The organism is Syntrophales bacterium (genome assembly GCA_030655775.1).
Lineage (GTDB): Bacteria > Desulfobacterota > Syntrophia > Syntrophales > JADFWA01 > JAUSPI01.
The window spans coordinates 21,590-35,489 of sequence record JAUSPI010000220.1 but is presented as its reverse complement, the minus strand read 5'-3'; the positions used below and the strand labels follow the sequence as shown (position 1 = coordinate 35,489).

Annotated in this window: 9 protein-coding genes and 1 tRNA gene; 7 read left to right on the top strand and 3 right to left on the bottom strand. The window is 46.5% G+C overall.

The genetic code is table 11. The features are described from left to right. Positions 1-348: 348 nt before the first annotated feature. Both Q7J27_12215 and metG read left to right on the top strand, forming a co-directional pair. Positions 349-1,140 carry a stage 0 sporulation family protein gene (locus tag Q7J27_12215; protein MDO9529902.1) on the top strand — a complete coding sequence of 264 codons (792 nt, stop codon included), beginning with the start codon at positions 349-351 and terminating at the stop codon, positions 1,138-1,140. Between the two features lie 11 nt (positions 1,141-1,151). Beyond that, complete coding sequence (metG, locus tag Q7J27_12210; protein MDO9529901.1) at positions 1,152-3,041, top strand: methionine--tRNA ligase; 1,890 nt, start codon at positions 1,152-1,154, stop codon at positions 3,039-3,041. Positions 3,042-3,201: 160 nt separating this feature from the next. Here metG and Q7J27_12205 read toward each other — a convergent pair whose 3' ends face one another. The 3 genes from Q7J27_12205 to Q7J27_12195 form a co-directional block, all read right to left on the bottom strand. Then, a complete protein-coding gene (locus Q7J27_12205; GenBank protein MDO9529900.1) occupies positions 3,202-4,596 on the bottom strand; it encodes a class II fructose-bisphosphate aldolase in 1,395 nt (464 codons plus the stop codon). A gap of 43 nt (positions 4,597-4,639) precedes the next feature. Next, positions 4,640-5,566 carry a class 1 fructose-bisphosphatase gene (locus Q7J27_12200; protein MDO9529899.1) on the bottom strand — a complete coding sequence of 309 codons (927 nt, stop codon included), beginning with the start codon at positions 5,564-5,566 and terminating at the stop codon, positions 4,640-4,642. A gap of 31 nt (positions 5,567-5,597) precedes the next feature. After that, positions 5,598-5,684, bottom strand: a tRNA-Leu gene (locus Q7J27_12195). A 308-nt stretch (positions 5,685-5,992) separates the two neighbouring features. On the opposite strand from Q7J27_12195, the gene Q7J27_12190 reads away from it, so the two are divergent. The 5 genes from Q7J27_12190 (at position 5,993) to Q7J27_12170 (ending at position 13,890) form a co-directional block, all read left to right on the top strand. Then, positions 5,993-6,925: a bifunctional riboflavin kinase/FAD synthetase gene (locus tag Q7J27_12190; GenBank protein MDO9529898.1), complete on the top strand. Its 933-nt coding sequence runs from the start codon at positions 5,993-5,995 to the stop codon at positions 6,923-6,925. 162 nt (positions 6,926-7,087) lie between these two features. Beyond that, the gene (gene nfi / locus Q7J27_12185) at positions 7,088-7,792 is read left to right on the top strand and encodes a deoxyribonuclease V (GenBank protein MDO9529897.1); all 705 of its coding nucleotides are present in this window, start codon (positions 7,088-7,090) and stop codon (positions 7,790-7,792) included. 66 nt (positions 7,793-7,858) lie between these two features. Further along, the gene (locus tag Q7J27_12180; protein MDO9529896.1) at positions 7,859-9,016 is read left to right on the top strand and encodes an efflux RND transporter periplasmic adaptor subunit; all 1,158 of its coding nucleotides are present in this window, start codon (positions 7,859-7,861) and stop codon (positions 9,014-9,016) included. A gap of 140 nt (positions 9,017-9,156) precedes the next feature. After that, positions 9,157-12,267 (top strand): efflux RND transporter permease subunit, encoded by a 3,111-nt coding sequence (locus tag Q7J27_12175; protein ID MDO9529895.1) that lies wholly within the window; start codon positions 9,157-9,159, stop codon positions 12,265-12,267. A gap of 3 nt (positions 12,268-12,270) precedes the next feature. After that, positions 12,271-13,890, top strand: a complete 1,620-nt coding sequence (locus tag Q7J27_12170; GenBank protein ID MDO9529894.1) for a TolC family protein — start codon at positions 12,271-12,273, stop codon at positions 13,888-13,890. Positions 13,891-13,900 lie beyond the last annotated feature (10 nt).

Here is a 13,900-nt window from a genome sequence, read left to right as displayed (position 1 = left end):
AATAAGCAAAACCTTTGAAAAAGTCTTAGACTTTAAGATTGACAGTCTCGCAAAAAGTCTCAAAATGTGTCATTTGTCGTCCTGAACTCGTTTCAGGATCTCACTTGTTTCAGCATCTAAACATTTCAATAAGTTAGAGACCCTGAATGATCCTGAAACAAGTTCAGGACATGATTTTGGGTGACAAAAACTGACTTTTTACGAATACATCAAGATTAACACGTTGTGAAATCCATCCCCGGTGGATTCAGAGGCGTTTGCAGGCTTTGCAAACGTCTCTAAACTTTGCACTTTAGCGTCTCCGTACCTCAGGTACTTTAGCAACTTGCACATTTAGAGAGGAAACCGTTGAAAAACATTGTCGGTATAAAGTTTAAAGAAGAAGGAAAAAGATACAGCTTCAACGCAGAAAATCTTCAATTAAAGAAGAATGACAGAGTTGTTGTCAATACAGATAACGGTTTGACAATAGGAATTGTCGTGTCAGACGTGAAGCCCACTCCCGCACATAAATTGCCGGAAAATCTTAAAAACGTTATACGCAAAACCACTGAAGAGGATTTGAAAATAAAAGAGAAAAACCAGAAGTTTGAACAAGAGGCCTTCGGGTTTTGCCTTGCAAAGATAAGAGAAAAAAATCTTCCAATGAAGCTGGTTAATGTTGAGTGCCTCCTCGATAAAAGTAAAACCATATTCTATTTTACCGCAGAAAATAGAGTCGATTTCAGGGAACTTGTAAAAAATCTTGTCCAAAAATTCCGGACAAGGATTGAGTTAAGACAAATCGGAATAAGAAATGGAACTCGTATAATCGGTGGTATTGGAACATGCGGCAGGGAGATTTGCTGTGCCAGGTTTCTCCATAATTTTGACCGTGTATCAATAAAGATGGCAAAAGAACAGAATATGTCGCTGAATCCCGAAAAGATTTCAGGACTCTGCGGAAGACTTATGTGTTGTCTTGCATTTGAATATGACATGTATCTCGATATGAAAAAATCTCTCCCAAAATGTGGAAAGAAAGTCGTTACTTCTGAGGGACAGGGTAAGGTAATAAGACAGAATGTTTTTCAAGGGAAAATCTCCGTTGAGATAGAAGATGGAAGAGAAATAGACGTCGATATAGAAGATCTCCAATAAAGGAATGTGTTATGGAAAAAACATTTTATATTACAACTCCGATATACTACGTAAACGCCTCACCACATATCGGTCATGCTTACACCACCATAGTTGCCGATGTTATGGCAAGATTCTACCGCATGTCCGGTTACAGGACATTTTTTTTGACCGGTACCGATGAGCATGGGGACAAGATCGCCGAGGCCGCACAACATGCCAAGGAAACCCCTAAGGCATACGCAGATAAAATCAGCGCCCAATTCAGTGCTCTCTGGCCACAGCTGGCAATAACCAATGACTATTTCATCAGAACAACAGACGAAAATCACATTCATACAGTTAGATCAATCTTGCAGAAGGTTTATGATGCCGGAGATATTTATTTCGGAAAATATGAAGGGTTTTATTGCGTCGGTTGTGAACAGTTCTACAAGGAATCAGAACTGATTGATGGCAAATGTCCCGACCATCAGACAGTCCTTGAATACAGGAAAGAAAGCAATTACTTTTTCAAAATGAGTAAATATCAGGACTGGCTGATTCAATATATAAAGGACAATCCGGATTTTATAAGACCGGAAAGATATAAAAATGAAGTCCTTGCCTTCCTGAGGGAACCCTTGGAGGATCTGTGCATATCAAGACCGAAAACACGGCTTACCTGGGGCATAACCCTTCCCTTTGATGAAGATTACGTGACTTATGTCTGGTTTGACGCCCTGATAAATTACATCAGCGGTCTGGACTATCCTGATGGAGAGAAATTCAAGACTTTCTGGCATGTCTCAGAGCACCTGATAGCCAAGGATATCCTGAAACCGCACGGCATTTATTGGCCGACAATGTTAAAAGCAGCGGGCATAGAACCCTATAAACATTTGAATGTACACGGGTGGTGGAATATCGACGCGGGCAAGATGTCCAAAAGCAGGGGAACCGTGGTAAGCCCCATGGACATGAAGGATAAATACGGACTGGATGCATTCAGGTATTTTTTGCTCAGGGATATGGTCTTCGGTCTCGATTCAAATTTCAGTGAGGAGAATTTTGTCCAGAGACTCAACTCAGATCTTGCAAACGACCTGGGGAACCTGGTCAGCAGGACACTTGCAATGGCTGTAAAATACTGCGATGGAAAAGTGCCTGACGCCAACGCCTCTCAAGAAGAAGACAAAGCTCTCATTAAAACGGCAGAAAAAACCCTCTCCGAAGTGGAGTCGTCTTTTCCAAAGCTGACCTTTAATAAGGCATTGATCTCTATCTGGGATTTTATCAACACCACAAATAAATATATTGTAGAGAACGAACCCTGGTCCCTGGCAAAAGACCCCAATGCCCGGAAAAGGCTGGAGGCAGTCACATATAATCTTCTGGAAGCTCTGCGCGTGGTTGCAGTTTTAATATATCCCTTTATGCCCGACACCTCAGAGAAGATAATGAACCGAATCGGGATAGAAGATGTTCAGTTTCAGGATTTTAACAGTATACGCAACTGGGGAGGGCTAAAAAGCGGAAACTCCCTGGCCCTTGGTTCCGCTCTTTTTCCAAGGGTTGAGTCTGAAAAGAAAGAGGAAATTGCCGAAAGGAAAGAAAAGATGCAGGAGATAAGTTATGAAGATTTCCAGAAAGTGGAAATGAGGGTTGCCCGGATAATCGAGGCGGAGGCGGTTCCCAAATCGGACAAATTGCTTAAACTGAAGATCGATATCGGCGAAGAAATGACCATTGTCGCCGGTATTGCTAAAGACTACAAACCGGAAGATTTAAAAGGAAAAAAGGTGGCAGTAATAGTAAACCTGAAACCGGTAAAACTTATGGGTATGGAATCCCAAGGCATGCTCCTGACAGCGGACACAGATGATGGGCTGACTCTTTTGTCTTTTGACGGTGATGCTAAAGTGGGGGCAAAAATAAGATAAGCGTTCAGCGTTCAGCTGTCAGCTTTCAGCAATAACAAAATCAGGATTTTGGTAACATTTTAGTTATTTGGGAATCCCCCTATTCTATTTAGGATTAGGGGGATTTTCATAGCAATCGTTACTTTTTTCAAACAGATAAAGTATGACGGATTTTGGTTTTTTATTCTTTTAAGGAAACCGGAACTTTCAAAGGCACATCCACAGCTTTTACAAACTTACTAACTACATCTTTCGTATTCAACACGTTCAGCTTGTTAAACATGAAGGAGAATTTGTTTTCCAATTCGTCTCCGATTGCCTTCCGTATTTCCGAGGGTAGGCTCCACATTTCCTTTTTAAAAGGACCAAATCCTTTCTTTCTGGTTTTATAAATGAACTGCTCTTCCGTATCTTTTTCCTTCCGCTCTCCGATCAGGTCTGTCTTTATGTAATTATAGATTCTTTCTTTCAGCTCTGCAGGAAAGCTGTTGCTGTCATAAATTATATTCTGGAATCCTGTTGCCAGATGAACCTCAGAAGTTCCTGCCTGGAGAAATTTATCAAATGCCTCATCAGGAAGAGTAGAAGCCCCATGCTGAACAGCACCCGAAAGCCCATATTCAGACCTGGCGGCTCTGGAGATATTCTCCAAGGTATCAAAATCAATTTTTACCTTGGCTACAGTACCGTCCGGGAGTGGAACCCCGCCGTGCGTGGCTCCGGTTTGTACGCTGATCTTACTGATTCCTTTAAGTCCTTCTCCTCTTTTACTCAATTCTTCCAGATAACCGTCCATGAAAGCCTGCAACTCTTCAACGGTACTGTTTTTACTGCCTATCTCCCCGATCTCACCACCAACGGAAACTGTAATTCCCTCAGGTTCTATATCCCGGATCATGGCGGTCATATCGGCCGCAATGGTATAATTTTTTTCCTGCTGTTCTTTGATAGTGGGCTTGCTCAAATCCACCAATGTGGAGGTATCGATATCGATATTATAAAATCCACCTTCAATCCCTTCCTTTATTAAATCCTTGACCGCTTCAACTTCTCTGGCAGGATCCTGGGTGAACTTCTTTAAGTTGACCTGGAAATGGTCACCCTGCATAAACAGTGGTCCTCGAAACCCTGTCTTAATGGCAGCGGCAGTAATCACGGCTGTATATTCCTCCGGCCGCTGGTCAGTATATTCGATCTCTGAACGGGCAATTTCAAAGATAATCGGTCCTATATTACCCTTGACTGCGGAGCGTAAAACCGCCTGGGCAGAATCATAGGTTATCCCCCTCAAATTAATCGCTGGAACCGTGAAACCTGCCACTTCTTTTCTACCCATGGCCTCATACAGCGACTGAATGGATGCAGAGATAACTCCCAGGGCAACCCCTGCCCGCCTGATGAGCCAGATGGCTACTTCCCTTGTTCCCTCACAGGAGCTGAACACAGCGGAATATATCAGATCGTCAATTAACCTGCCCCGAAGTATCGCCTCATCCAATACCTTGACATCATTCTCCTCGACCTTTAATACACCTTCAACACCTTTTTTCAACTGGTCAATTTTTTCATAAATCATCGTCATCACCTCTTACCGGCTGACCTTGGATAAAGTTTTTCACTCATTTTAAGAATTCTTTTGCTTTTTCCACCTCGAAGCGGCTTCCAATATAGATGGGTGCCCGCTGATCCAGACTTTCCGGTTTCATTGACAGGATATCTTCTTTCCCGTTTGTGGCCATTCCTCCTGCCTGAGTTATAATAAATGCCATAGGCTGAAGCTCAAAAATCAGCCGCAATTTCCCCTTTGGACTTCCCTTCAAGGCAGGATAAGTAAAGAGTCCTCCCTTTTTAATTAAAATCTGATTAAAGTCAGGCACGAAACCACCACTATAACGGAGTTTGTATCCCTCACTTTCCAGATATTCTATAAATTTCAGATGCCCGGGAGTCCAGTCCCTTCGTAAACCCCCCAAACCATAAATAGACCCTCTCTCTTTTAAGGTAATATTCTCTTCTGCTAAAACATATTCCCCCTCTTTGTTGAGAACGAATTCATGGGTTCCCTTACCTGCAGAATAAATCATTGTAATAAGGGGGCCATAAGTGATGTACATTGCAGCCACAATATTGCCTTCGCCTAAAACAGGTCCGTCATGAATGCCGATAATTGTTCCTATGGCCAGATTGGTATCCACAAGAGAAGATCCGTCCAGAGGATCTGCAGTCACAAAATATTTCTCATCACCCTTTCCTACCTGTAGCACAGAATCCTGTTCTTCTGAGGCATACTCACGCACAAATCCTGAAAACTTAAGCTGACTCTGGAGTATATCATCAGCACTCCTATCCAGGGCAAGCTGTTCCTCGCCATAAATGTTTTTAAAACCGGCAAGTTTTCGGTTTGATTCATGAATCTTGGCAGAAATGTATTTCCCTGTCACCGCGATTTGCCATATCAGCCTGCGCAGATCTGTCTCAATATCGGCCATCCACATATGTCGTCGCAAATCAACAAAATCTTTAGTGGCGTCAGATATATCTTCCATGGTCAATCCTCTTGAAAATAAACCAAGTTATTGGTGCCGAAGCCGGGATTTGAACCCGGACAGGCATACACCCACTAGACCCTGAACCTAGCGCGTCTACCAATTCCGCCACTTCGGCACTCTTGAATTTTGATCTAATTTACATTGTTTTTAAGCAAATTTCAAGGGCAAATAAACTTGAATTTATTTACATTAGTGTCTTTATTCACAACAACTGCGTTTTTTGCGCAGATGTTGGTATCAGTTCAAACAGCAAGATTTAGTTAAGAGTGTAAAGTGAACTAAAGTGCCTAAAGTTAAAAAATGCGCTTTCAGCGCAGCCTGTTTCAAATTTGACCGCGCCGAAGGCGTGTACATTAACTTTAGCTCACTTTAGGCACTTTGGGGGTTGTGGCTTTGCCGCCTTAGTGTTATGATAATATGAATATGAAAATTATTAAAGGTGTGAACGAAATAATCGGGGAATTTACTAATTCTATTGTTACCATAGGCAATTTCGACGGTATACACTTGGCCCATCAAAATATATTTAAAAGAGTTACAAAAGAAGCACATGATGAAAATAGAAAGTCAGTCGTAATAACATTTAATCCCCACCCTAAAAAGGTCCTTCATCCGGAAAGGAGGCCGTTTTTTTTAATAACCTCTCTGGATGAGAAACTTAAACTTATAGAAGATCAGGGAATAGATGCCGTCCTCCTGATTGAATTCTCCATGGAGTTTGCCAAAATCACAGCCGAGGAATTCGTAAAGAATATCCTCTGGGATAGACTTCATATAAAAAAGATATTTATCGGGCATGATTATGTCTTTGGAAGGGATAAAGGGGGAAATGAAAAGTACCTCAAGTTCCTCGGCAAAAAGCTGGGATTTAAGGTAACTGTCATTAATGCAATAAAAGTCAATGATACTATAATAAGCAGTACAAACGCGCGGAATGCAATTCTCGACGGCAATGTTAAGCTGGCTGCAAGATTCCTTGGAAGGCCTTACAATCTTGGCGGCACGGTTATAAAAGGCCACCAGCGGGGCACCGGTATTGGTTTTCCCACAGCAAATATAGAACCTGACAAGGTGTTGGTTCCAGGCAGAGGCGTATACGCAATCATTGCAGAAATAGAAGGAGAAAAACATCCGGCCGTCTTAAATATAGGATTTAACCCTACCTTTTCAAATGACAAACTTTCCATAGAAGCCCATATAATTGATTTTGAGGGAAATATATTCGGAAAAAGCCTGGATGTTTTTTTTATTGACAGGATACGGGACGAAATGAAGTTTGATGGTCCTGAAAGACTTGCCGAACAGATTAAAAGGGATATAGTTAAAGCAAGGGGAATCCTGTCGCCCCATTTTTGATGGTCTCGCAAAAAGTTTCTTTTGGTCACCCAAAATCATGTCCTGAACTTGTTTCAGGATCATTCAGGGTCTCATGAGATTCTGAAATAAATTCAGAATGACAGTAGCCTTTGTGCCTTTGTGCCTTTATGCCTCTGTCACTTTGTGCCTGAGTAGTTACAAATGAAGATAAATAATCTGCATAGCTGGAATGTAACCTACAAAGAAGCAATTAATATCCAGCAAACTTTGAGAGAAAAGCTGATCCTCGATGACAAAAATATGCCCGATAAAATCAGGACAATTGCCGGAGCAGATATTTCCTATTCGAGAGGGGATAATATTTTCTTTGCTGCCGTAGTACTCCTTGAGTTTCCGTCAATGGAGATTATCGAAGAAACATCATTTACACAAAGAGTTACTTTCCCCTATATCCCCGGTCTCTTAACATTCAGAGAAGGCCCTCCACTTTTGAAGGCATTTGAAAAATTACGAAACATTCCCGATGTTGCAATATTTGACGGACAGGGAATAGCCCACCCGAGGGGTCTGGGGCTGGCTTCACATATGGGGTTGTTCCTCGATATGCCGACGATAGGTTGTGCAAAAACAAGGCTCGCCGGAAAATACAGTGAAGTAAGAAATGAGGCAGGAGATTACTCCTGGCTCGTTCTGGATAACAGAATTGTCGGTGCCGTCTTGCGCACCAGGAAGAATGTAAAACCGGTATTTATCTCCCAGGGACACAAAATTGGACTGCGGAGAGCTGTTGATATAATTTTCTCAAGCTGTACCGGCTATAAACTCCCCGAGCCCGTAAGGAAAGCACATCTGACAGTAAACAGAATGAGAACGAAAATGATTGCTGTTCAGCAAAAAATAGCTTAAATGTAGATATTCAGATACGTTAATGTAACATGAAAGAACGTTTTCTATAAAGGCGAGAATCTCACAATGAATAAAAAGTATATTATTATTGCCGTTGTTGCAGTAGCGGTGCTGATCGGCTGGCAAATTTCTCAAAAAATCCTTCATTCAACGAAACCCTCAGTACGACAGCAAAACATTTCCGTAGCAGTCGAGGTAACGCCCGTCAAGAAGGCGACAATCAGGGAAGTCGGAATTTACTCCGGCACGTTGTTGCCCGAGTCTCAATTCATAGTTGCTCCCAAAATAACTGGGAAGTTGGAAAAGATTTATGTCGACATCGGCGACGAGGTCAAACAGGGCCAGTTGATCGCTCTTATCGATGACGATGAGTCTGTTCAGCAGGTTGATCAGGCGAGGGCCGAACTCGATGTGGCCAGGGCAAACATAGAGGAAAAGCGCAGCGGCCTGAATCTTGCGCGGCGTGAATTTGAGCGGGCGAAAGCCCTTCGGGAAAAGAAAATCGTCTCTGAATCCGAACTCGATGCGGCCGAAGCCCAGTACAAGGCCGCTCTTGCCAAACAAAAGGTCGTAGTGGCTCAGGTTGCCCAGAAGGAGTCGGAGCTGAAAACCGCCCAGGTTCGTCTGGACTATACGCGCATCAGGGCTTCGTGGCAGAATGGCAGCCAGTCCAGAGTCGTGAGCGAACGTTATGTCGATGAAGGCGCCATGCTGACGGCCAATGCACCCATTGCATCGATCATAGATATCCGTACGCTCAAAGCCGTGATTCACGTTATCGAACGGGACTATCCGCGAGTCAGGGCGGGACAGGGTGCCGTCACTACCACCGATGCATATCCCGACAGAATATTTACCGGCACTATTGAACGCATCGCACCTATTTTGAAGGAAGCCTCTCGTCAGGCGAGGGTCGAAATTAATGTTCCCAATCCCGATAAACTTCTCAAGCCGGGCATGTTTGTAAGAGTTCAGATAGAATTTGACCGCCACGATAATGCAACGGTCGTTCCAGTCAACGCCCTGATAAAAAGCAATGGACTGAGGAGCGTTTACCTCGCAGACACGGAAAAGATGAGGGCAAAACTAATACCGGTGGAAGTAGGCATAATCAGCGGGGACACGGCAGAGATCGTCAAGCCGGCCATTTCCGGATTCGTCGTAACCGTTGGACAACACCTTCTTGAGGACGATTCTCCGATTACATTACCGGAGAAAAAATAAATTCCTCGTCTACCGGAATGATCGAAACGAATGTTTGATGGCATCAACTCCGAACTTTGAACTCCGAACTCCGAACTCTGAACTCTGAACTCTGAACTTTAAACTTTGAACTCTGAACTGTCTTTAATGGGTAACATCTCATGAATCTATCACGGTCCGCCGTCCGACGGCCTATATTCACCATCATGATGATGCTGATTGTGATCCTTCTGGGAAGCATCTCTCTCGTCCGCCTTCCCATCGATCTCATGCCCGATATTACCTATCCGACGCTGACCGTTCAAACTCTCTATGAAAACGCGAGCCCCGAAGAAATCGAAGAACTGATAACACGCCCTATCGAAGAGGCAATGAGCGCCGTCCCCGGTGTAGAATCCGTTTATTCCACCTCTTCGGAAGGAGCCAGTAATGTCCGGGTCACCTTTTCATGGGGAACGGATCTCGATACGGCGGCAAACGATATGCGGGACCGGCTGGATCGCGTAATTCCGCGTCTTCCCGACGATGCGGAGCGACCGACGCTACGCAAATTCGATATTGCAAATTTTCCCGTCCTCATCTTCGGCGCTTCAAGCAATCTGACCCCCCTGCAGATGCGCAAGCTCATTGACGATCAGGTAAAGTACCGAATCGAGCGGATCCCCGGCGTGGCGTCTCTGGAAGTCTGGGGTGGCTATGAGCGGGAGATTCAGGTAAATCTCGACGCTGGTAAAATCAAGTCGATGGACTTGCCCCTTGATCAGATTCTCAGCCGGATCAGAGAGGGTAATATTACATTGCCGGCGGGAACCATAGACAGGGGAACCTTCGAAGTGACCATGCGTACCAAGGGCGAATATATGAGCCTTGATCAGCTTGCAAGCACCGTCGTTTCGATTCGGGAGGGCGCCCCGATAAAGCTCCGGGATATAGCCAGTATCGATGATACATGGAAAAAAATTACCCGTCTCATCACGGTAAACGGAAAGCCCGGTGTTCGCCTGGGCGTGCGAAAACAGTCAGGCAAGAATACTGTAGAGGTTGCTGCCAGCGTTCTGAAAGAAGTGGAAAACATCTCTCGGGATATTCCTCAGATCACCATTACACCGATCATTGATACGTCCGATTATATCCGCAACTCTATTACGAATGTGGGATCGATGGCACTTTACGGAGGCACCCTGGCGATTCTGGTACTTCTGTTTTTCCTCCGCAATGTTATCAGCACCATGATTATCGCCACGTCCATACCCATTTCCATTATTGCAGCCTTTGCCCTCATGTATTTCGGAGGTCTCACCCTGAATCTCATGACCCTGGGCGGTCTGGCACTCGGCATCGGAATGCTCGTGGATAACGCCATCGTCGTTCTTGAAAATATCTACCGGTACCGGGAATCGGGGGAAAAAGCCGAGGATGCAACGGTGAAGGGTGCCGGGGAAGTGACCGCTGCGATCGTGGCCAGCACTCTCACGACCCTTGTTGTTTTTCTACCCCTGGTCTTCGTCCGCGGCATGTCCGGCGTGATGTTCAAACAGCTCGCCTTTGTCGTCAGTTTTGCCCTTTTGTGCGCCCTCATGGTTGCCCTGACACTTGTTCCGGTAATGTCCTCCAAATTTCTCCATCCGGGAACAGTTCACGTAAAAGAAACGTGGCTCGCCAGACTCAATCTGATCAGCGTCCGGTTTTTTGCAAGCATGGAAGACGGCTACAAGCGTCTGCTACATTTTGCCCTTGATCGAACCGGAATGGTGGTAATCGCAGTAGTCCTCCTTTTGATCGGCAGTTTTGCCCTGGTTCCATTTGTCGGTGTTGAATTCATGCCGACGACCGATGAGGGCGAGGTCAGGGTAAACGCCGAGATGGAAGTGGGGACGAGGATGGAGGTTCTCGGGGAAAAATTCAAGCTGATCGAGGCGATTGTTAAGCGTGAAGTCCCGGAAGTAAAAAACACGGTGGTCAGCATCGGAGGGACAAGCTGGCGATCCCAGGGATCTCATTCGGGACAAATGCGGATCGCCCTGGTGCCCGGAGCGGAACGATCCCGGTCCAGTGAACAGATCGCTTCTGTCCTCCGCTTGCAGCTCAGCAATATTCCCGGCGTTACTATCCGAACCCGGGCAGGTCAGGGACTGTTCCTCTTAAGAATGTTCTCCGGTGATACGGAGAGTGTTCAGATCGAAATACGGGGATATGATCTTGAGACCGCCGATGCCCTTGCGGAACGGGTAAAAAAGATTGTCGAAGATGTTGACGGCGTCACCGACGCCCAGTTAAGCAGGGAATCGGGCAGTCCCGAGGAACTTATCTTCGTTGACCGGCAGAAAGCAGCAGACATGAAATTGACGGTCTCACAGATCGCTAACATGCTTCAAACCGTCCTCTCCGGAACCACAGCGGGCAGCTACCGGGAAGGCGGAGATGAATATGACATCCGCGTCAAGATTAAGGATGCCGAAAAGATGGACATCCGCGAAATCCTGGATCTGACCCTGGTAAGCACGGGGGGCGAGCCAGTTGTCCTCAGGAACGTCGTCAAGATGCAGCCGAAGACGGGGCCTGTCCGTATTGAACGAAAAGATCAGGAACGGATCGTCATGGTCTCAGCAAATATCAGCGGGCGGGATATGGGCTCGATTCTGGCCGATATCCGTGAGCGGCTCCGCTCCATCGCCATACCCCGTAATTTCAGTATTATTTTCGGCGGTGACTACGAGGAGCAACAAAAAGCCTTCAGAGAACTTCTTCTAAGTCTGATTTTGGCTCTGCTCCTGGTTTACATGGTCATGGCATCCCTCTACGAGTCGATCCGGTATCCTATCGTGGTCATGTTCTCCGTGCCCTTTGCATCCATCGGGGTTATCCTCATGCTGTTCATCACCAATACCACCTTCAACATCCAGTCCTTTATCGGCTGTATCATACTCGGCGGTATCGTGGTGAACAATGCCATTTTGCTGGTCGATCATATAAACCTGCTCCGCCGCCGGGACGGCATGTCGCTCAGGGAGGCGATTGAAGAGGGTGGACGGAGACGGCTGCGCCCCATATTGATGACAGCCATGACAACGATCCTGGCCATGGTTCCGCTGGCCATCGGTCTCGGCGAGGGAGGAGAGGTTCAGGCTCCCCTGGCCAGAGCCGTCATCGGCGGGCTGATCAGTTCGACACTGATTACCCTGGTGATCGTCCCCACGGTCTACCTTTTCTTTGATACACGACTGATTCGGAAAAAAGTAACTGAAACATCCCATACGGAGGATAGCGTGTAAGGCATGGCAGCAAAACAGGTAATAAGAAATCTCGTAATGATGACTATCATGACTGCGGTGTGTTACTCTCTTGTGTCATGTGCGTCTGTGGATAGAAAAACCCATGAAGACTATATCGGCCCGCACATTTCGTCATCAACGGCACCCCAGTCCAAAGACGAAACCACACCGCCTGTTGACCGCGTTGCAGCGCCGACAATTAAACCTGAAGGCCCGATAGCGGTAACGGTACAGGATGCCATCCTGCTCACCCTGGAAAATAACCGTGCCCTGAAGGTAGAAAAATTTAATCCGGCAATCAGCCGAACAGAGGAAGAAAAAGAGCGTGCCGCATTCGATCCGATCCTGACGGGCGGATATTCCAGGGACCGCGAAAAGGCCGAAAAACCATCGCGGTCAAACCTGGCAAACCTGGATAACGAAATCACCACCGAACTGGGTGTTTCCGAATATCTTCCCACGGGTACTGATGTCGATGTCGAGCTTACGACGGAACAGACATGGTCCAATCTTTACAGTGACGACCTGTACAAGTCGCGTGCAGGTCTCAGTGTAACCCAGTCGCTTCTCAGGGGGGGCGGCCTCCGTTATAACTTAGCCAGTCTCCGCCAGGCAAGGCTCGATACGCGTGCGACAAGCTATGAATTGCGCGGTTTCGCCGAGGCTCTTGTTGCCCAGGTGGAAGAAACTTACTGGAACTATGCCCTGACACAGCGGCAGATCGAAATCTTTCTCGAATCGCTCAAACTGGCAGAGCGGCAGAAACACGAAACGGAAGAGATGATCAGGATAGGCTATCTGGCTGAATCGGAACTGGCCGCCGCAGAGGCGGAAATAGCACTGCGGCGCGAAGGGTTGATCAATGCGCGTAGCAACCTTGAGAAGACACACCTGCAACTTCTGAGATTGCTGAATCCCACTGACACGAATCTGTGGCAGCGGGATATCGTTCTTCTTCATCAACCTGCAGTGCCGGATGTAAAGCTGGATGACGTAGAGTCTCACGTCGGAGTTGCCCTGCGCATGAGGCCTGATCTCAACCAGGCCAAGTTGCAGTTACAGCGTGGCGACCTGGAAATCGTCAAAACAAGAAATGGATTACTTCCCAAAATGGACTTATTCATAACACTCGGAAAATCCGGGTATTCCGGTTCCTTCGGCAGCTCCGTCGACGCTATGGACGGAAAATCTTACGACATTCTGGCGGGCATATCTCTCGAATATCCGTTTATAAACCGCAAGGCACGGGCACTTCACCGCAAATCGATGCTCAACCGGGAACAAGCTGAAGAAGCCGTAAGGAACCTTGTGCAGCTCGTCCAGGTAGACATCCGTTCTGCATATATCGAGGTAAACCGGGCTAAGGAACAGATCGCCGCCACGGCGGCCACCCGGGCACTCCAGGAGGAAAAAGCACGCATCGAAGCGGAAAAGTTCCGAGTAGGCAAATCTACGACACTCCTCGTGGCACAGGCCCAGCGCGACCTGCTTTCAAGCCGGATATCCGAAATTCAGGCCATTACAAATTACCTCAATGCCCTCATTGAGCTGTACCGCCTCGAAGGGTCACTGCTCGAACGCAGGGGGATCATGGCCCCCGGCTTTGAGCCGGTCGAACAGTAGTGAATTACCC

Bases quoted from the DNA above. Each gene is read 5' to 3' on its own strand.
- Q7J27_12190 (MDO9529898.1), top strand. From the start codon at position 5,993: ATGAAAATTATTAAAGGTGTGAACGAAATAATCGGGGAATTTACTAAT.
- nfi (MDO9529897.1), top strand. From the start codon at position 7,088: ATGAAGATAAATAATCTGCATAGCTGGAATGTAACCTACAAAGAAGCA.
- Q7J27_12175 (MDO9529895.1), top strand. From the start codon at position 9,157: ATGAATCTATCACGGTCCGCCGTCCGACGGCCTATATTCACCATCATG.
- metG (MDO9529901.1), top strand. From the start codon at position 1,152: ATGGAAAAAACATTTTATATTACAACTCCGATATACTACGTAAACGCC.
- Q7J27_12205 (MDO9529900.1), bottom strand. From the start codon at position 4,596: ATGATTTATGAAAAAATTGACCAGTTGAAAAAAGGTGTTGAAGGTGTA.
- Q7J27_12200 (MDO9529899.1), bottom strand. From the start codon at position 5,566: ATGGAAGATATATCTGACGCCACTAAAGATTTTGTTGATTTGCGACGA.
- Q7J27_12170 (MDO9529894.1), top strand. From the start codon at position 12,271: ATGGCAGCAAAACAGGTAATAAGAAATCTCGTAATGATGACTATCATG.
- Q7J27_12180 (MDO9529896.1), top strand. From the start codon at position 7,859: ATGAATAAAAAGTATATTATTATTGCCGTTGTTGCAGTAGCGGTGCTG.